A 19335-nucleotide genomic window follows, 5' to 3' on the forward strand; every position below is an offset into this window, starting at 1 on the left:
AAAACTGTTACGCTTTCAGCACCTGTTTGCGTACTTTTGCGCACCATTGTACCACGCACACATTATGGAAATTCAAAGAGAGGCATCGCTTCAGGCTTATAACACCTTCGGAATTGAAGCAAAGGCATCAGTACTGGCTACGTTCACGTCGGTGGAGGAACTGCGGGCACTGCTGCAGCACCCCGAGGTGCAACACCTTCCCCTGCTGGTGTTGGGCGGAGGCAGCAACGTGCTCTTCACGCAGGATATACAGGCAGCCGTTCTTCTTAACCGCATTAAAGGCATTCGCCAAACCCCAGCCCCGGACGGAGCCCATGTACTGGTGACCTCGGGGAGCGGTGAAACCTGGCATGAACTGGTGTTGTACTCGCTGGAGCATGATTTAGGGGGCATTGAAAACCTTTCCCTTATTCCGGGCACGGTGGGGGCCGCCCCTTTGCAGAACATAGGTGCCTACGGCGTGGAGTTAAAAGACACCTTCCACTCTCTGGAGGCGCTGGAGATTGCCACTGGCCAGTTGGTAACCTTTAACCGGGAACAGTGCGGTTTTGGCTACCGCGAGAGCGTGTTCAAAAAAGAAGCCAAGGGCCAGTTCATTGTCACTTCCGTCACTCTCCAACTCACCCGGGAGCACCAGTTCAATACGTCTTACGGAGCCATTCAGGACACGCTGGCGCAACAGCAGGTGAGTGAGTTGAGCATCAGAGCTATTAGTGATGCGGTGTGCCATATCAGGAGAAGCAAGTTGCCAGATCCGGCGCAGATTGGAAACGCGGGCTCTTTCTTCAAGAACCCAGAGATACCGGCGGCTCAGTTTGCCCAGCTGAAAGCAGAATACACTTCTATGCCCGGTTATGCCATTGATGAGGAAACGGTCAAAGTACCAGCGGGCTGGCTCATTGAGCAGTGCGGCTGGAAAGGCAAAGTACTAGGCAAACATGGCGTGCACAAAGACCAAGCCCTGGTTCTGGTGAATTACGGCGGTGCATCTGGTAATGAGGTAAAAGCTCTGGCCTACGAGATCATTGCCTCTGTGCAGGAGAAATTTGGGATTACGCTTACGCCTGAGGTAAACATCATCTAAAGTGAGTTAAACTCCATAGAAAAGGGGAACCGGCAATTACCGGTTCCCCTTTTCTATGGAGTTACGTTTAGGGGCTATTTTTGGAAAAAGAGCCTCTAAACAGGTTTATTTCAAAACGATGACAGAGACGCCGTCTCCGCCGCGCTCAATGTGCTCATCACTCACGCTGGCCACTTCTCTGAGCGTACGCACGTAATCCCGGATGATCTGCTTCAGGATGCCGTTGCCGCGCCCGTGGATGATCTTCACTTCGGGCATGCCCAACATGATGGCATCGTCCATAAAATTCATCACGGTGGTCAAGGCTTCTTCGGCGCGCTGGCCGCGCACATCCAGGGTGTACTGGAAATCGGCCATGCGCTGGGTCACATCCAGGCCTTTGGAAGGAACGGTAGCGGTGGCTGCCTCTTTCTCCTTTTTGGCTTTTTCACGCACCACGTTCGGGTCTGGGCGCTCCAGTTTCTCCAGCTTCACAATGGTCTTGAGGCCGCCAAAGCTGACTTCAGCGGTTTTGCCTTTGATGGCGAGCAGCTCACCTACGGAATCCTGTCCTATCAAAGCCACGCGCTCACCGGGCTGCAACGGGCCGATAGGCACCGAGCCGCTCCGCCGGAAGACCGGTTTGGGTTCTGGCGTAAGTTTCTCCTTGAACGCGTCTAATTGCTGCCGGGCCGCCTTGGTCTGCTCCTTATCTGCTTGGCTGCGCTTGATCTGCTCAATGGTGCTCTCAATCTGCTGGTTGGCATCTTTCAGGAGCAGTTTGGCCTGTCCTTTGGCCGTCCGGATGATGTCCTGCTTGCTTTCCTCCAGGTGCTGCTTCAGGGCCGAGTATTCCTCTACCGCTTTCTGCAGTTTGCGTTCCTGCTTGGCGATGGCTGCATTTTGGCGCTCAAAATCCGTTTTCTCCTGCTCCAGTTGCTCCAGCAGCTTGTCATACCTGATCTTCTCCTTCCCTACCAGCGTACCCGCCTTCTCAATGATGTTCTTCGGCAAGCCGATTTTACGGGCGATTTCCAGCGCGAAGGAAGAACCAGGTTTGCCAATCTCCAGCTGGTACAGCGGCTGCAGCTCCGCCGGATTGTACCGCATGGCGCCGTTCACGATGCCTTCGTTTTTCTCCGCGAAGTTCTTGAGGTTGGTGTAGTGGGTGGTGATCACGCCAAATACTTTTTGCTGGTGCAACTGCCCCAGCACCGCCTCGGCTATGGCTCCACCCAGCACAGGCTCCGTACCCGTCCCGAACTCGTCAATGAGCACCAATGATTTTTTATCGGCTAGCAGCACAAACTGCTTCATGTTCTGCAGGTGCGAGCTGTACGTACTCAGATCATTTTCAATGGATTGCTCATCGCCCATATCCAGGAAAATGTCATGGAATAAACCGGCCTCAGAACCTTCGGCCACCGGAATGAGCAAGCCGCACTGCAGCATATATTGCAAAAGCCCCGCCGTTTTCATGGCCACCGATTTACCCCCGGCGTTGGGTCCTGAGATTAACAGAATGCGTTGGTCCTGCTCCAGTTCCAAGGAAAGGGGCACTGCTTGCTTACCCTGGGCCTGCAAAGTTAGGTGCAGGATAGGGTGCCGGGCATTCTTCCACTTCATGAGAGGGCGCTTGTGCAGCTCCGGCATGATAGCTCCTAGTCTGTTGGCCACCACCGCCTTGGCTCTGATGAAATCCAGCAGGGACAAAAACTGATACGCTCTCTTTAAGGCCGGCAGATGGTGCCGGATCTGATTGGTAACCGCCGTAAGCAAACGGATAAGCTCCCGGTGATACGCGTTCTCCAGGTCTTTGATGTCATTGTTCAGCTCAAAAACGCTCTCAGGCTCCAGATAAACCGTTTGGCCGGTTGCCGATTCATCATGGATCAGGCCTTTGATGCGGCGCTTATATTCTGCAATTACTGGTATCACTAACCGACCGCCGCGTACGGTAGGCTCCGCATCGGCGGGAGTCCAGCCTTCGTTCTTGGCATGGCGCATGATGCTGCTGATCTGCTTGCGCAACTGCGTCTGCTGACCAATAAGGTCGCGCTTCACGCGCTGGAGCTCCGGCGAGGCATCATCTTTCACGTTGCCGCTGTCGTCTACCAGTTTCTCCAGGGCTGCCACCAGCTGACGGTCTACCTCCACGCCTTCGGTCAAAGCTTTCAGGGCCGAGTACTCACCTTCCTCAGCCTCCACAAAGAAGCCCAGCGCCTGCCGGATGGCTCGCAAAGACATTTTCACCTCATACACGCCCCGCACCTCCAGAAAAGCTCCTTCCAGAGCGGCCCGGTTCAGGTGCTCGGTTACGTCAAAATAGTATTGGGAAGGGAAGTCTTCGCCGGCGCGCAAAATGTTGGCAAACTCATGCGTTTGCTGCAACAGCCGCTGCACCAGATCAAACCGATCCAGAAACGACACGCGCTCCACGAATTTACGTCCCAACGGACTCAAACAGGCCTCAGCCAACATCTCTCTGATCTGACTGAACCCTATCTTCTGTTCAAAATTTGATGGATATATCAAGTCTATTGTTTTTTTCTTAGTTCTATTCCTCTGGTTTTAAGCCCGATTTCGCAAAAGTAGCTTAAATACGGCATTGACCAGCATTGTAGAACATGGTTCAGGTGCGGGATGTTCCTTATTCAGGGAAAAATTTACCGTCTTCTTTATGTTACTACTTAACATATATAAACCACTAAAGACACAAATCAGAACTTCTCCTCTATTCCTAAACCAAACAAGGCGTAGTCATACTTCACGGGATCTGTGGGATCAAACTGCCGGAGGTTCTGGGTAAGTTCCTCGGCCATGGCCCAATCTGATTGGGTTCGCTGGATCAAACCCAAACGCCGGGCCACCCGCTGCACGTGCACATCGCAGGGACAAACCAGATCAGCGGGCGACATCTGCTGCCAAATCCCGAAGTCTACTCCCCTACTATCTTGCCGCACCATCCAGCGCAGGTACATATTGATGCGCTTGCACGCCGACTTTTTGGCTGGGGTGGAGATATGCTTGCGGGTGCGGTGCGGTGCCTCAGGCAAAGAGAATATCAAGTTATAGAAGTATTCTAACCGCGCTTTCTGGTCTTTCAGTGGATGGGCAGGATCTCCCAGAAAAGCTTCTTCCAAACTTTGGTGCCGCTCATAGAACCACCGGAAGAAGTAGACCAGGTACAGTAGATCAGTGTCATTGAACGTGCGGTGCTTGAACCCTAGCAGTTGCTTCAGATCATCGTCCTGGTGCTGCGTGATGTATTGGAAAGGCGCGTTGTCCATGCGCTGGAGCAGTTCACGGCATTTATTGATGATGGTTTTGCGCTGCCCCCACGCCAGAATGGCCGCAAAGAATCCGGCAATCTCAATGTCCTGCTTCTGGCTGAACAGATGCGGAATGGAAACCGGATCTGGCGCAATGAAAGCGGTGGTGTTGTAGCGGAGGTAACGGTCGTCCAGCAGGGCTTTGACCTGGGCAGGCGTGTATGACATAAAAGAATAGGGTCTACTTTTAATAAAGGTGTAACGGAAAAAGAGGCAAAAAACGGGAGCCAGTTACGCTCCGTTTTTTGCCTCTTTTTGGAAAAACAGCCGCTAAACGCTTAGGGCATGTAAGATACCTCCACCCTGAATCGTTTGTCAACGGCGCCAATTTGCTGGCAGGCCTTTTTGGAGAGCTTCACTAATACTTTATCGTTTTCACCGGTGGCGGGCAGTTTCCCAATCACGCGCACGTAAACGGTCTGGTCATTCATAGGGTTCTTTACCGCCATAATGGTTCCTACGGGAGCCGTTTTGTGCAGGGCCAGGAACTTGTTGGCGTCTGAGCGCTGCTCAATCTGTTCGGCCATGCCGCTTTCATTTACTCTTGAAACATATTCAGAGGTTTTGGAAGCGGGTTTATCATCATCAGCTTCGGCTGTTTTGGCTGGCGCAGCCGGAGTAGCCGGTGCCGAAGCCACCGGAGCAGCGGCAGGGGCTGGTTTCTTAGCGGTGGTTACCACGTCATCAGATTCGGGCACATAGACCTTGGCGCTGGCCGCTGTCTGCGCCGGGGCTTTCGCGCCCACGCCTACAATGAGGTTCTGGCCCACTTTCACGGTATTGGTAGGCAGCTTGTTCCAGCCCTTGATGTCCTCTACGGTTACTTCATGTTGCTTGGCAATGGAAAACAGCGTCTGGCGGGCCTGCACCTTGTGCATCTTATTGCCTTTGGCATCTATCTCATAAGTGTGATTAGCCGCAGGACTGGCAGTTGCTGGAGCTGGGGTCGCGGCGGCCGGGGTAGCGGCTACGGTACTGCTGGAAGAGTTACCGGTGCTGGTACTGGCCGTTTTCATGGGAATCAGGACGGTTTGCCCTACCAACAGCGCTTTGTTCACGCTCTTGTTCGCCTCCACAATCTGGTTAACTGAAACGCCATACTTGCGCGACAAGGCATATAAAGTTTCGCCGGGGGTTACTTTGTGGGTGATAAAGGTTTTTCCGTTCTGCACTTTCACCCCGGTGGAGTCGCGGGGGAACAGGGTCTCAGCGGAGACGGTACCGTACGAAACCAAAAGGCAACCAAAAACAAATACAAACTTCTTCAACATGAACTCAACTACTTTAAATCAACTACAATAACGTAAGGCCTTTACAACTCTTATTCTAAAAGCTCCGTACTTCCTAAAAAAGTCTGCTTTTCAACAGGCCTGTCTTGTCATGCCCCATCTGGGAGGGGATGTCTCTTACTGAACAGCCGCGAGGGTGTAAGTTACAAAAATTTCAGAAACCCACGGTCTGCTCCTTTTCCGCCTTACCCCAAGCCCAACAAGATAAATTTCGCGTTTAGCGGCCGTTTTTCCAGAATCAGCGCCAAACCAGATTCCCCTACCCCCATTAGTGTCTGCACTTCCCGGTGGGCGATGTCTTAGTCAAATAGGTACACTACCTTATATTCTTCGTTCAGCTTAAGGGCCGCCTCAAAAGTATTGCCGGTTTTGGGCGAGGTAAACCCTTTGATCTTGCCGGTTTTCCCTTTGAGCACCAAGGCTTTGATGTGGGTGTCTGAGAGCGTTTTCCCATGGATCTCAAACGGTACCGTAAACTGACAACCTTCCCGGAAGCGGCTACAGCCATAGGCCGTTTTGCCTTTGAGCATTTGCCCCTGGCTGCACTTGGGGCAGATCATGACCATCGGCTTTTGCTCTTTGGGCTCCGCCTTTTCCAGTTGAAGCGCATGGGTGGAGGATAAAGTAAACGCCGCGTCATACTTCTCGCCGGTGGCCTCATCCACAAATCCTTTCACCACCGGGCTTTTGCCCTTCTTTAGGAGCGACTGCACCTGTTTCTCCGTCAGGGGTTTTCCGCTGAACGTCATGGGCAGCCGGAACTGGCACCCTTCCCTAAAACGGGCGCAACCGTAGGCCTGGCTCCCCTTCAGGATGTGACCAGTGCCGCAGGCGGGGCAGTTCCCCAGACCAGCCGGAGCCGCCGGGGCGTTTAGGGGCTCTTTTTTCTTTTTTTCGCCTTTTCTGGCGGGCTCTTTCTCCGGTGCCTTGGCCGAAGCTTCTGCGGCGGGCTGCAAAGTAACGGTATGGTGGTCTTGCTTTACCTCCTGCACCATCTCCCAGACCAGTTGTTTCAACTCATGCAGGAAATCATCGGCCTTGAACTCCCCTCCCTCAATCTGCCGCAGTTTTTTCTCCCACTGCCCGGTCATCTCGGCAGACTTGAGCGTAGGGTTCTTGATTACCTGGATCAGATCAATGCCCATTTGGGTGGGCAGGATTTTCTTCTTCTCCTTCCGGATGTAGTTGCGCTTGAACAAGGTTTCAATGATGGCCGCGCGGGTGGAAGGCCGGCCTATCCCGTTTTCCTTGAGCGCCTCCTTGAGTTCATCGTCCTCTACCTGCTTACCGGCAGTTTCCATGGAGCGCAGCAACGTTGCCTCGGTAAAATCTTTGGGCGGACTGGTGGATTTACGTTCCAGCAGCGGCTCATGCGGCCCCCGTTCCCCCGCCTCAAAGTGAGGCAGCACGGCCAGTTCTTCTTCCTTCTCCTCGCCCTCCGCGGTTGGTTTGGCCGCCGGTTTAGGGGTTGTGGTATTTTCTTCGGGTCCGTAGACCACGCGCCAGCCGGGCTCCAGAATTTGCTTCCCTTTCGCCCGGAACGCATGCTGTGCCGCCTCCCCGTTTACCACGGTGTTGCTCACAATACAATCTGGGTAGAAGGCCGCAATGAAACGTTTGGTCACAATGTCAAACACCTTGGCCTCCGTTCCGTAAAGGCTGCGGGCATCTGTGCCGGTGGGAATAATGGCGTGGTGGTCAGTTACTTTATTATTGTTGAACACCTTCGCCGATTTCCTGATTTTCTTGCCCAGCAGTTCCTGCGTGAGGTGCTGGTACTGGTGCAGGCCGCTTAAAATGCCGGGGATCTTGGGGTAAATATCATCGGGTAGGAAAGTGGTATCTACCCGGGGGTAACTGACTACCTTCTTCTCGTAGAGACTCTGCACGGTCTTCAACGTCTCATCTGCTGACAGACCGAACTTGTTGTTGCACTCCACCTGCAAAGAGGTAAGGTCAAAGAGACGCGGGGCACTCTCGGTGCCGCGTTTGGTTTCCACGTCCTTGATCTCAAACTCGGCGGGTTTGATCTGCTCCAGTACCGCCTGGGCTTTGGCTTCGTCTTTAAAGCGACCCGAGGTGCTGCTGAAGGTTACTTCCCGGTAAACCGTTTTCAGTTCCCAGAACGGTTCAGACTTAAAGTTGAGGATCTCCAGGTGCCGGTGCACAATCATGGCCAGGGTAGGCGTTTGCACCCGGCCCAAAGAGAGCAGTTGCCTTCCCTGGGCGTATTTCAAGGTAAACAGCCGGGTGGCATTAATTCCCAGCAACCAGTCCCCAATGGCACGGCTTTTACCGGCGTGGTAGAGCTGGTCAAACTCTTTTCCCTCCCGCAGTTGGGCAAATCCCTGCCGGATGGCTTCCTCCGTGAGCGAAGAAATCCAGAGGCGCTTAAAGGGTTTGCGGTACTTGGCCTGGTGCAAAACCCACCGCTGAATGACCTCGCCCTCCTGCCCCGCATCACCGCAGTTAATCACTTCCTCGGCGGTCTCCAGCAGCTTTTTAATCACGTTGAACTGCTGTTCTACCCCTTTGTTGCCAATGAGTTTAATGTCAAAGCGGTCTGGCACCAGCGGCAGGTCTGGCAGGTGCCACCGCTTCCAGTGGGGGTTATAGTCATCTGGTTCGCAGAGCTGGCAAAAGTGCCCGAAGGTCCAGGTAACCTGGTATCCGTTTCCCTCATAAAAGCCGTCGCGCTTGGTTTTGGCACCAAGGACTTGGGCAATTTCACGGGCTACACTTGGTTTTTCGGCGATGCAGAGTTTCAAGGCTATGTAAAGGAAAGCAGGTAAAAAACGAACCCCAAAGGTACGCAAAACCGAGGGCTTTGCCCAACGCAAACCTCGGCCGCCACATATATAACATTACCTATATTATAAAATTTCCTCACTGAAAAAGCGGTTTACTTTAGCAATTATTTATCAAACACTTATACTCCTTAATCGCTTTCTCAAGCCCAGAGGCGCTTCCACACATTTTAGTATTTCTACTTAACCATGCCAAAATGCCCCCGTATATAATAGCCGGTGCCTTTGGTGGCATCAGGAGAAACCATCATTCACCTTAAACTAAAAAACAACTATGAGAAATCACGGAAATTCAGGGTACGATACCTTTAACACGTATCGTTCTGGACATGAAAACACCAATCGTAGTGAATGGGGCAGCTTAGGTAACCGTACCGAAGGGCATGGCGATAAAGACTATCAATCGTATGGCGGTAGCATGAACCGCGGCAATACCGGAGACCGGGGCGAAAGCAATTTCAGCAGCCGTGGTTCTGTGTTCAGTGGCAACAACGGCGACAGATCAGAAAGCCACTACAGCAGCCAAGGTTCTAACTACGGCGGAAACCAATACCGTTCAGGAAACCAGAGCGGCAACCAAGACAGCCGCGGCATGAGCGGCGGACAATACGGAAACTCTAGCGGCTGGAGCGGCCATTCCATGCAAGGTAACTCTATGCAGGGCAACTCCATGCAAAACAGAGGCGGCTCCTTCAACCAGGGAAGCTCTAACTATGGCTCTTCTATGGGCAGCGGTTACGGTTCTTCTATGAGCGGTCAGAACAGCATGAACACCGGTGGTTATGGTGCTTATGGCTCCGGCTCTAACCAAGGTTCATCCAACTATGGCTCTTCTAACAACTATGGCTCACGCGGAGGTTCTTCGTACGGGCAGAGTGGTTCTTCCAACACAGGAGGCTCTTCTTCTAACATAGGTACATATGGCGGTGCCCGTTCTGGCTATGCCGGCTCTTCTTCCGGCAATACGTCTGGCGGCGCTATGGACAGAGGCAATGCTTACAGCAATTACGGCGATTCAAATGACTACAGAGGATCAAACTCAGGCTACGGCTCTTCCAACTACGGAAGCTCCCGCGGCGGACAATCTTCCGGCTCCTCCAATTACGGAGGATCTTATGGCCACAGCGGGTCTTCGTATGGGAACAATTCCGAGTCTTCTTATGGGCAGTCTTCCAGAGGCGGTTCTGGATACGGAATGAGTTCTGGAATGGGCGGCGGTTCCAACTCCTGGAACAATGACCGTAACTCCAGCGGCTCCGGTAACATGTACGGCACCAACAACCAAAGCAGCAACCGCGGCATGGGCGGCTGGATGAACAACGACAATGACCAAGACCATGCCCGCTACAGCCACGGCAACGCCATGGAGAACCGTTATTCAGATGACTACAGCCATCCTAACAACGGCAACAGCCGCCAGAGCGGAGTGGGCGGCCATTATGACCAAGACCGCTATTCGCAAAACAGAAGCCATGAGCACAATAATGATGAAGACCAGGGCTTCTTTGAGAGAATAGGAAACGGTATCAAAGATGCCTGGAACAGCATTGCCGGCGACGATGATTATGATACCAACAACAACCGCCGTAATTCTGCCGGCGGGCCTCCTTACAACTACGGTTCCGGCTCTAACAATGCCGGCTGGTAATTTTCCTCCTTTGGAACCAAAAAGCCCCACCAAACGGTGGGGCTTTTTGTAAACAACTAAACCTACAATGAGCTCTTTCGGCTATTGCATACCGTAGATGTGCTCGTATCTCTTCATCACATTGGTGGTCTGCACGTTCAGGTCACGCAGAATTCCTTCTCTGATGTCGTACACCAGGCCGTACAGTTGTGGCGGCTCCTCCTCTTTAAGGGCGTTCTGAATGATAGAAGTTTTTGACAGGTTAATCACCTGCTCTATCACGTTTAGTTCCACCAGTCTACGGAAACGCTGTTCCTCATCTGTAATGAAGTTGAACTCATCTTCATGTAAACGGATCACGTCTTTGATGTTGGTGAGCCAGTTGTCAATGAGGCCGAACTGTTTGTCGCTCATGGCGGCGGCAACGCCTCCGCAACCGTAGTGCCCTACTACCATGATGTGCTTCACTTTTAACACCTCCACGGCGTACTGCAACACAGAAAGCAGGTTGGCGTCTGTATGCACTACCATGTTGGCAATGTTCCGGTGCACAAACATCTCGCCGGGGGCAGTACCGGAGATTTGGCTGGCAGGCACACGGCTGTCTGAACAACCAATGAACAGGTATTTAGGAGCCTGGCCTTTGGCAGAACGCTCAAAGAACTCAGGGTCGTCTTCCCGCTTTTTCTCTACCCAGTTGCGGTTTCCTTCAAAAATACGCTGCATGTCTGGGTGCACAGGTCTATTATTATTCTGGTTTTCCATGTTAAGTTTTAATTAATGATTAGTGCATGTCAATGGTAGAGACAGAGGGGATATCGCGCAAAGTGAGCCGAATATCTTTCTCTTTGGCTACGGTTTTAAAATTCTCGATGGCTTCCAGCACATCGTAATCTATGTAAGTAGACTGAGAGCCGTCAATGACTACGTCACTGTTCTCTGGCAGATGTTCTAAGGTAAGCGCCACGCTGGCCTTGTTCAGGAACGTAACGTTCTCGCTCAGTTTAATGTGAATGGTTTCCTGCCCGTTGGAGCTGTCCCGCTTGAAGAAGTACGGCGACTTGTAGTTTGCTTTCAGGATGTAGAACACACCCACTACCAACCCGATGGAGATACCTTTAAGCAAGTCTGTGAAGAGAATGGCTACAATGGTGATGATGAAAGGCAGGAACTGGTCTAACCCTAATTTCCACTGGGTTTTGTAGAGGGCCGGCTTTGTCAATTTAAAACCTACCACCAATAATACGGCGGCCAAAGCGGCCAAAGGCACCAGACGCAGCACACTGGTCAGGAACAAAATACTCAGCAACAGAAACACACCGTGAAAGAAGCTGGACATTTTAGACTGCGCACCCGCATTAAGGTTGGCAGAGCTCCTTACAATTACAGCCGTGAGAGGAATACCCCCAATCAAACCACTAACCATGTTCCCTACCCCTTGCGCTTTTAATTCTCTGTTGTTAGGGGTGCGGCGTTTATGCGGATCAAGTTTGTCAACCGCTTCCACACTCAATAAACTCTCTAAGCTAGCCACAATGGCCAGGGTTGCTCCAATCACATACACATCTGGGTTAGTGAAGGCAGACCAGTCTGGGAAACGGAGCTCGTTAAACAAAGCGGCTGCGCTGGTAATGTCTGGCAACTGTACCAAGTGCGTGTCTGCAATAGTGAAGACAGGCATAGAGTTCTGGAACAGCAGGTTCAAGCCAATGGAAACTAGTACCGCAATCAAAGCCCCAGGAATCAGTTTAAATACCTTGATGCGCTGCATGAACGGACGGTCCCAGAGAACCAGGATGGCCAGCGAAACAATACCTACTATCAATGAACCTACCTGCAGCTTATTACTGAAGGCATAGGCAATTTCTGAGAAGGTATTGCGGCCGTCTGGCTGGAAGAAATCCATATCGCCCAGGAAGTCTTCGTCAGCGCCCAGGAAGTGAGGAATCTGTTTCAGGATAAGGATGAGACCAATGGCGGCCAGCATTCCTTTAATAACCGATGAGGGGAAATATAGGCCAATGATACCCGCCTTGAGGTAACCTAACGCTATCTGGAGAACACCGCAAATAACCACGGCCAGCAAGAAGACCTCATAGCTGCCCAGTTGGGTGATCCCGTTTAGAACAATAACTGTTAAACCCGCGGCCGGACCGCTCACGCTCAAATGGGAGCCGCTCAGCCAAGATACTACTAAACCACCCGTTACCCCCGCAATAAGCCCGGCGAAGAGCGGTGCCCCTGAGGCCAGTGAAATTCCCAGACACAAGGGCAAAGCCACCAGGAAGACCACTAAGCCGGCAGAAAGGTCTTTTCCGACGTTATCAAATAACCCTTTTTCTTTCATACGATTCACACTTTTTGATTTACCAACCTGGCAAACCTTATCTCAGTTTATTAGAATGTTACAGTGTAAAAGTCAAGAAAGAGTATTAAGACCGAATTAAAACGACATTAAAATTTGATTAAAAACAACTTAAGGTCGATTTTCCTCTCTGCCTACAATTATGTGGTTTAGGCTTAATTACGGAAAAAGAGCCGCTAAACAGGTTATTAAAGAAAGAATGGGGCCACTTTCCTGGCTTCCGCAATTGCGGCCCTGTTCTGTTCTAAAGTGGCCTTGCGTTCCACCTGTTCCTGTTGGGCCGAAGGGCGTTTAGGGGCTGTTTTTGGAAAAACAGCCCCTAAACGCCCTTCTATATTAAAAGCACGTGGAGCCAGTCTACAACAGATACGTCACCATCAATTTAGGCAGCGTGATGGTGACCTGAGTTCCCTTATGCAGGATGGAGTTCACTTCTATAGAACCTTTGTGCAACTGAACGATCTTCTCCGCCAGAGGTAAACCAATGCCGTGCCCCGAAATATCACGCACGCTCTCGGCCCGGAAGAACGGCACAAACACCTTGCGCACATCTTCCGGCGACATGCCTATGCCATGGTCCTGCACGCGCAGCACCAGTGACTTTGGCTGCACCTCAATACTCGCTGATACCATTGGGTTACCGGCCGAAAATTTATAGGCGTTCTCCAACACGTTCACCGTCGCAATCAGCAGCAGTGCCTCGTTCCCCCGCACCACTAGTTCTTTGTCATCTTCGGGGAGGTTCACGAAGTCTACCTCCAATAACATTTTAGGCTGACGTTTACGGGCTTCGGCGCAGGCCTGCCACACCAGCTCGTCCAGGCGCAGGTTGGTCATGGGCACTTTGGAGGAATCTGCGCTGGCTTGCACCATTTGCAGCAACCCATTGGAAAGTTGAGCCAGCAGAAGGGCATCTTCCAAAGTGGACTTGAGCACCCGCTCGTACTCCTCAGGCTGGCGCTTGTTCATGAGGGCCACCTGTAACTCACCTATCATGGCGGTGAGGGGTGTGCGCAGCTCATGCGAAGCATTGGACACAAAGGTTTTCTGGGCTTCAAAGGCTGTCTCCAACCGGTTTAACAGGTTGTTGAAGGTTTGGGCCAGCAGGGCTACCTCATCCTCGCCGTCGGCTTGGGTAAGGCGGGTGTGCAGGTCAGAGGCGTTGATTTTCTCCACTTCAGACACCACCCGAAGAAAAGGTTTGAGGGCGGCTCTGGAGAATGCCATTCCGCTCAGCACTACCGTTACCAGCGCCAGCACAAAGCCGGTAATGAGCAGGGTGCGCAGGTGCTGCAGTTTGTTGAGGTTGTACAAGTCAATGGAAGACGCAAACACAAAGTACACCTGGTTGCGGTGCAGGTACTGAATGCCTACTGTCTGCCGGTCTCCTTGCTCCGCGTGCACCGTTCCCTTTTCCTGCATCTGCTTGAGCAGAGAGGCCGGAATCTTCACTTCTTCTTCGCCGTCTGAGAAGACAAGTCGGTGCTGCCGGTCATACACCCGCACCGCCTCGCGGGGAAGCATCTGGAAATACAGCCGCTGGTCCAGGGCATGCTGCTGTTGGCTCACCGTGTCGGCGTCCAGCACGTAATGTGCCGTGGCGAAGGCCCGGTTCAGAATACGCCCATAGAAATCATTCTTGCGGTACAGCGAGCTGAAGTAATAGACCGAAATGGAGAAAAAAAGCAGTATACCGGTAAAAATACCGGTGAACTGCAGCGTGAGTCTGGTTTTTATTTTCATTTCTCCTCCATCTCCTTCAGTACATAGCCCATTCCCACCAAGGTATGGATCAGTTTGGGCGAGAAATCTTTATCAATTTTTTTCCGGAGGAAGTTGATGTAGACGTCAATGACGTTGCTGCCGGTGTCAAAAGAGGTTTCCCAAACCTGCTCTATGATGTCTACCCGCGAAACCACGCGTTCTTTGTTGCGCAAGAGGTATTGCAACAGGGCAAATTCGCGGGCGGTAAGGGAGATGGGCACGCCGTTGCGGTGCACGGTCTTCTTCTGCACGTCCAACTCCAGGTCGGCCACTTTGAGCACCTCAGTACCTACACTCTCCTGCGACCGCCGCGTAAGCGCCCTTATTCTGGCAAGCAACTCCTGAAACTCAAAGGGCTTGACCAGGTAGTCATCGGCCCCGGAGTCCAGCCCCAGAATTTTGTCTTCGGTGCTGCCCAGGGCGGTGAGCATGAGTATGGGCACTGCTATGTTTTGCTGCCGGATGAGTTTGCACACCTCCACCCCGTTCATGCGGGGCAGGATCACGTCCAAAATAACCAGATCATACTCATTATCTATCGCCAGTTTGGCACCGTAGAACCCGTCATAGGCCTGCTCCACGTCATACATCTGCTCTTCCAGCCCTTTCTTGATGAATGCGCTTACTTTGGGTTCGTCTTCAATGAGCAGTATTTTCATGGTCTACAGAGGGGAACGGTGCGGGAAGCAAAAATAGGGAGAAATGATATGTCTCCTAGAAATTTAGCGCCTACTGCTTCTTTGAAACCATGTATGTTACGGCAAAAGTGGCATTTCATGCGTTTAGGGGCTGTTTTTGGAAAAACAGCCCCTAAACGCGGTCTACATCAATCTTACTATTATCTACAGTTCCGGTGCGGTGCTGGCCAGGTTACGGTAGTTGGTGGCGCTACGCTGGCCCATGAAATAGATCAGGATCCCGATGATGGTGCAGGAAGTCATCACCCCTACCATGGGTAGCGCCGTGTTATTGTGCAGCACACTCACCGCCCCCGACACCAAAGCCCCTATTCCCATTCTGAAGCTTCCGCCCAACGCCGAGGCACTCCCAGCAAACTTGGAGAAAGGAGCCAATGACAAAGCCGAGGCGTTGGGCGCCGTGAGCCCCTGCCCCAGCAGAAACAGGAACAACACCACAATCAATCCGGTTTTGCCATACCAGCCCGCGTACACGCCTGTCACCATGAGCGCGCCCACCACCGTTTGGAACACCAGCCCCATTTTGATGATCTGGTCGCTTCTCAGCTTCTTGAGTAACAGGTGGTTGAACTGAGGTGAGCCGATCATGGCAATGGACAACACCGCGAAAATCCAGCCGTATTCCTGCTCGCTCACCTTATAGATGTTCATGAACACGTCTGGCGAGCCCGAGATGTATGCGAACGGGGCCGCCGAGGCAATACCGCCCACCAAGGTGTACACCAGAAACTGAGGATTGCGCAGCACCGTGAGGAAGTTACCCAGCACCGCCCTAGGCTTGAGCGACATGGTAGGATCTGGCCCTTTCCCCTGGGGCAGGGCGAACAGAATGCCCACCAAGATGAAAAGGGTGATTGCGGCCAGCACGTAGAAAACCGAGTGCCAGCCGAAAGCCGCCGTCATGTACCCGCCCACGGTGGGCGCAATCATGGGCGACACGGCAATTACCAGAATAAGCCAGGAGAACACCTTGGCCGTTTCAGTGACCGGGAAAAGGTCCCGCACCAGTGCCTGCCCCGCCACCATTCCGGCGCAGCCGCCTACGGCCTGCAGAAAGCGCATGGCAATGAGCATGTCTGAGGAGTGGGCTAGGGCACAGCCAATGGAAGCCACAATGTACACCCCCAGCCCCGCGTACAGCGGATATTTTCTCCCGAAGCGGTCCAGCAACGGCCCATACAGCAACTGTCCCGCCGAAATCCCAATCAGGTAGGCGGTGAGCGAAAGCTGCACTTTGGAGATGGTGGTGTTGAGGTCTTCGGCAATGGCCGGAAACCCGGGTAAATACATGTCAATGGAGAAAGGGCTAATGGTGGAAAGAGAGCCCAGAATAAGGATAATGATAAAATATTGTTTACGCGTCATCATAACTGTCAGCCAAATTCGGCAAAGGTACGCTTCTACGGGGGCCGAAGCCTGATAAACTGCACCCCAGCCTGGTACCCTTCATGAAACTAAGCTCTATAGTACGCGATTAAATCCCAGAAGGCCGGCTGTTTTGGCCCTGTTTCTGGAAAAACGGCCGCTAAACGCAAATCCCTAGAAGAAAGCGCCCCATTTCTGGCAAGGGCCCGGGCAGGCTTGGGCCGCTGTCATTAAAAGAAACGGCGGAGAGCGCTTTCCCAAGCACTTTCCGCCGCCAAAGATTCTCTCTTGTTGAGGCTTTATTTACCGTTCTGATACATGAGTTGGTAGTATTCATCTGCCATGCGCTCAGACCCAAAATACGCCACCACGTCTTGCATGCTCTGTTTCATAATGTTCACCCACTTCTTCCGGTCATGGTAGTAGGTAGGGATGATCTCCGTCTCCAGAATCTGCATCATGTTGGTGTAGTCCACCTTGTCCTGCTCATAGTCTGGGAGGGTAGTGTCTACAATGGGGAACAGGAAGCTGTTTTGCCCGTGCCGGCCAAACTCCGGAATCCAGCCGTCTTGTACCGAGAAGTTGATGGCCCCGTTCATGGCGGCGGTCATGCCACTGGTCCCTGAGGCTTCCCTGGGTCGGCGTGGGGTGTTGAGCCAGATATCGGCGCCCTGCTTCAGCTTGGCAGATAGATCCAGCTCATAGCCGGTGAGTACCGCCACGTTGTTCTTCTGGTGCGAAATCTCAATGAGTTTGTTGAAGATACTGATGGCGCCGTAGTCAAACGGATAGGGTTTACCCGCCCAAATCACCTGCACGGGCTGCTCAGAATGGTTGATGAGCTCAAAGAACCGGTGCAGGTCATAGAGCAACAGATCGGCGCGTTTGTAGGCGGCAAAGCGGCGGGCCCAAACAATGGTGAGCACATCGGTCCGGAAGAGCTTGCCGGTTTGGTCGGCCACTAGCTCAAACAGGGGCTTCTTCATCTCGGCCTTGTAACGCAGGAGACCTTCGTCGTCATTGGCCTCCAGCAGTTGCCGCAGCCTGGGGTTTTGCCAGTAAGAGATGTTCTGCGAGTTGGTGATGGATTTGATCTCACAGATGCCCTCGTTGCCGTGCCACATCTCCCTGGACACCTCGCCGTGCAGCTTAGAAACCCCGTTGGCGACTTTAGAGAGGCGCAGGGCCGTTAAGGTGTAGTTGAGCGACGGGCCGTATACCCCACTGATCTGGCGCGCCTCCTCCACGGGCAAAGTTCCGAAGAAGGACATTTTGGCCAGCAGATCTACGTCATGCTCTTCATTGCCGGCTTTCTCCGGGGTGTGGGTGGTAAACACCAGGCGTTTCTTCACCTCGTGCACATCACGGTATTTGTCAAAAAGATGGAAGACCATGGGCAGCGCGTGCGCTTCGTTCATGTGGTAAATAGCCGCGCCTCCCAAGGTTTCCACCACTTTAGTGCCCCCAATGCCCAAGACAATGCTCTGGGCGATGCGGGTGGGCAGTTCAGGGTCATATAGGCGGTGGGTGATGGTCCGGCTCAGGTAATCGTTCTCCGGAATATCTGTGGTGAGGAAGTACATGGGCACCGTCCCGAAGGTATCGGCGGGCAGCACCAGCGCCTTCACCCATACAGGGTTGTTATGGATGTTGACCTGCACCATAATGCCCGTGTCTTCCAGAAAAGAGTAGTATTTCTTCTGGAACTGCACCGCCATGAATTGGTCATCGTTGCGCACCTGGTCATAGTAGCCGTGCCGCCAAAGAATGCCAATGCCAATCATGTTCTGCCGCAGCTCGTAGGCGCTGCGCATGTGCGAACCCGCCAGATACCCTAGCCCGCCCGAGTAAATCTTAAGCGCCTGATGGATGCCAAACTCCATGCTGAAGTACGCCACGCGCTCACTGTATTTCTCATTGATGGTATACGGATGATACCATTTGCTGTAGTTCCCCATAGAAAAGTAACGCTGATCGTTTAAAAATTGATTACAAAACCCACCCGGTCACCCAGACTGGAGCAGGCTCCTAAAGCATCGTATTAATACTAGGCAATATTCGGTTCTGTTGCAAACCCGCGCGTATATAAACGCTTCACAAGATGCACTTTAGGCATCACAGCCTCTTTTCTGCCGCCGCCTCTCTCTCCATGACTTGTCCTTCACGTTTTCAATTGATTCCGTTTAGGGGCTCTTTTTGGAAAAACAGCCCCTAAACACATTTCCGCGCCTACGGTTGCAAACAGGTTAAGATTGGTTCAGTTACAGGATATGTAGGTTCAGCAGCAGAACTCCACAGCGCAGGTTCCTGGGCATGCACCTACATGGCATCGGCGTTTAGGGGCCGTTTTTGGAAAAACAGCCCCTAAACGCCGATGCACTCCAGCAAAAGCTTCCGCTAGATCAATAAAAATTAGGACAGATGGTCTGTTACCGCCCGAAGTCATCCTGCACACGCACGATGTCGTCCTCATTGGAAGGATTGGCTGCGTCTGTGTGCTGCCAGATTTCGGCCAGAACGCCCCACTCTTCCAGGCCCACCAGGCGGTGGCGCTCCGATTGCCGCAAGGTGATGAGGGCGCCTGGCTCCAGCCGCTGCAGTTCGCCTTCCTCATCGGTGGGGCTGGTTACTACGCCCACTTTGCCTTTCACCACTTTCCAAATCTCGGCGCGGCGGTGGTGGTATTGCCAAGACAGTCTTTTCTCTGGGGCCACCACCAGAATCTTGGGGCTCAACTTGCCGGAGATTTTCAACTCCTCCACGGAGATGCCGTCAAAATATGTATTGGCGAACTCTTGGGCCTGGGCCTCATCAATGACAAAGAAACCGCCCCAGGGCCGGGTCTGGTCCTGGCTGGCAATGGTAAAACCCTTCGCCGTCAGTTCCTGCTCTATCTCTTTGAAAAGTGTTTGTTTTTGATCTTGGGTAGACATAGAAAATTCAATGCGTTAGAAGTAATCCGGCAATTTAGCAGAGCTACCTGAATTTCCCAGCATTCCCGCTCCAGTTTGGTGAAGGAGCAAGG

Annotated in this window: 13 protein-coding genes; 2 read left to right on the forward strand and 11 right to left on the reverse strand. The window is 52.6% G+C overall.

The window, feature by feature from the left end:
- Nucleotides 1-64 precede the first annotated feature (64 nt).
- Entirely contained in the window at nucleotides 65-1084 is a 1020-nt protein-coding gene (gene murB, locus EFA69_RS18720) for a UDP-N-acetylmuramate dehydrogenase (protein WP_123134580.1), read from the forward strand.
- 105 nt (nucleotides 1085-1189) lie between these two features.
- Here murB and EFA69_RS18725 read toward each other — a convergent pair whose 3' ends face one another.
- The 4 genes from EFA69_RS18725 to EFA69_RS18740 form a co-directional block, all read right to left on the reverse strand.
- Nucleotides 1190-3598: an endonuclease MutS2 gene (locus EFA69_RS18725; protein WP_123134581.1), complete on the reverse strand. Its 2409-nt coding sequence runs from the start codon at nucleotides 3596-3598 to the stop codon at nucleotides 1190-1192.
- A 185-nt stretch (nucleotides 3599-3783) separates the two neighbouring features.
- The gene (locus tag EFA69_RS18730) at nucleotides 3784-4563 is read right to left on the reverse strand and encodes a TIGR02757 family protein (RefSeq protein WP_123134582.1); all 780 of its coding nucleotides are present in this window, start codon (nucleotides 4561-4563) and stop codon (nucleotides 3784-3786) included.
- A 110-nt stretch (nucleotides 4564-4673) separates the two neighbouring features.
- Nucleotides 4674-5666, reverse strand: a complete 993-nt coding sequence (locus EFA69_RS18735) for a LysM peptidoglycan-binding domain-containing protein (protein ID WP_123134583.1) — start codon at nucleotides 5664-5666, stop codon at nucleotides 4674-4676.
- Nucleotides 5667-5983: 317 nt separating this feature from the next.
- Entirely contained in the window at nucleotides 5984-8452 is a 2469-nt protein-coding gene (locus EFA69_RS18740) for a type IA DNA topoisomerase (RefSeq protein WP_123134916.1), read from the reverse strand.
- Between the two features lie 313 nt (nucleotides 8453-8765).
- Here EFA69_RS18740 and EFA69_RS18745 point away from each other — a divergent pair, with 313 nt between their 5' ends.
- The gene (locus EFA69_RS18745) at nucleotides 8766-10139 is read left to right on the forward strand and encodes a hypothetical protein (protein ID WP_148041416.1); all 1374 of its coding nucleotides are present in this window, start codon (nucleotides 8766-8768) and stop codon (nucleotides 10137-10139) included.
- 81 nt (nucleotides 10140-10220) lie between these two features.
- On the opposite strand, the gene EFA69_RS18750 is transcribed toward EFA69_RS18745, so the two are convergent.
- The 7 genes from EFA69_RS18750 to EFA69_RS18780 form a co-directional block, all read right to left on the reverse strand.
- The gene (locus EFA69_RS18750) at nucleotides 10221-10883 is read right to left on the reverse strand and encodes a carbonic anhydrase (protein WP_245964633.1); all 663 of its coding nucleotides are present in this window, start codon (nucleotides 10881-10883) and stop codon (nucleotides 10221-10223) included.
- Between the two features lie 19 nt (nucleotides 10884-10902).
- Complete coding sequence (locus EFA69_RS18755; RefSeq protein WP_123134586.1) at nucleotides 10903-12465, reverse strand: SulP family inorganic anion transporter; 1563 nt, start codon at nucleotides 12463-12465, stop codon at nucleotides 10903-10905.
- A 375-nt stretch (nucleotides 12466-12840) separates the two neighbouring features.
- Entirely contained in the window at nucleotides 12841-14226 is a 1386-nt protein-coding gene (locus EFA69_RS18760; RefSeq protein ID WP_123134587.1) for a sensor histidine kinase, read from the reverse strand.
- Nucleotides 14223-14906: a response regulator transcription factor gene (locus EFA69_RS18765; RefSeq protein WP_123134588.1), complete on the reverse strand. Its 684-nt coding sequence runs from the start codon at nucleotides 14904-14906 to the stop codon at nucleotides 14223-14225. The genes EFA69_RS18760 and EFA69_RS18765 overlap by 4 nt, the downstream gene beginning before the upstream one ends.
- 183 nt (nucleotides 14907-15089) lie before the next feature.
- A complete protein-coding gene (locus tag EFA69_RS18770) occupies nucleotides 15090-16310 on the reverse strand; it encodes a Bcr/CflA family multidrug efflux MFS transporter (RefSeq protein ID WP_123134589.1) in 1221 nt (406 codons plus the stop codon).
- 299 nt (nucleotides 16311-16609) lie between these two features.
- Nucleotides 16610-18268 carry an alpha-glucan family phosphorylase gene (glgP, locus tag EFA69_RS18775; RefSeq protein WP_123134590.1) on the reverse strand — a complete coding sequence of 553 codons (1659 nt, stop codon included), beginning with the start codon at nucleotides 18266-18268 and terminating at the stop codon, nucleotides 16610-16612.
- A gap of 471 nt (nucleotides 18269-18739) precedes the next feature.
- The gene (locus tag EFA69_RS18780; protein WP_123134591.1) at nucleotides 18740-19243 is read right to left on the reverse strand and encodes a cupin domain-containing protein; all 504 of its coding nucleotides are present in this window, start codon (nucleotides 19241-19243) and stop codon (nucleotides 18740-18742) included.
- Between the last annotated feature and the right edge of the window lie 92 nt (nucleotides 19244-19335).

It is taken from the genome of Rufibacter immobilis (assembly GCF_003721565.1).
GTDB classification, from domain to species: domain Bacteria; phylum Bacteroidota; class Bacteroidia; order Cytophagales; family Hymenobacteraceae; genus Nibribacter; species Nibribacter immobilis.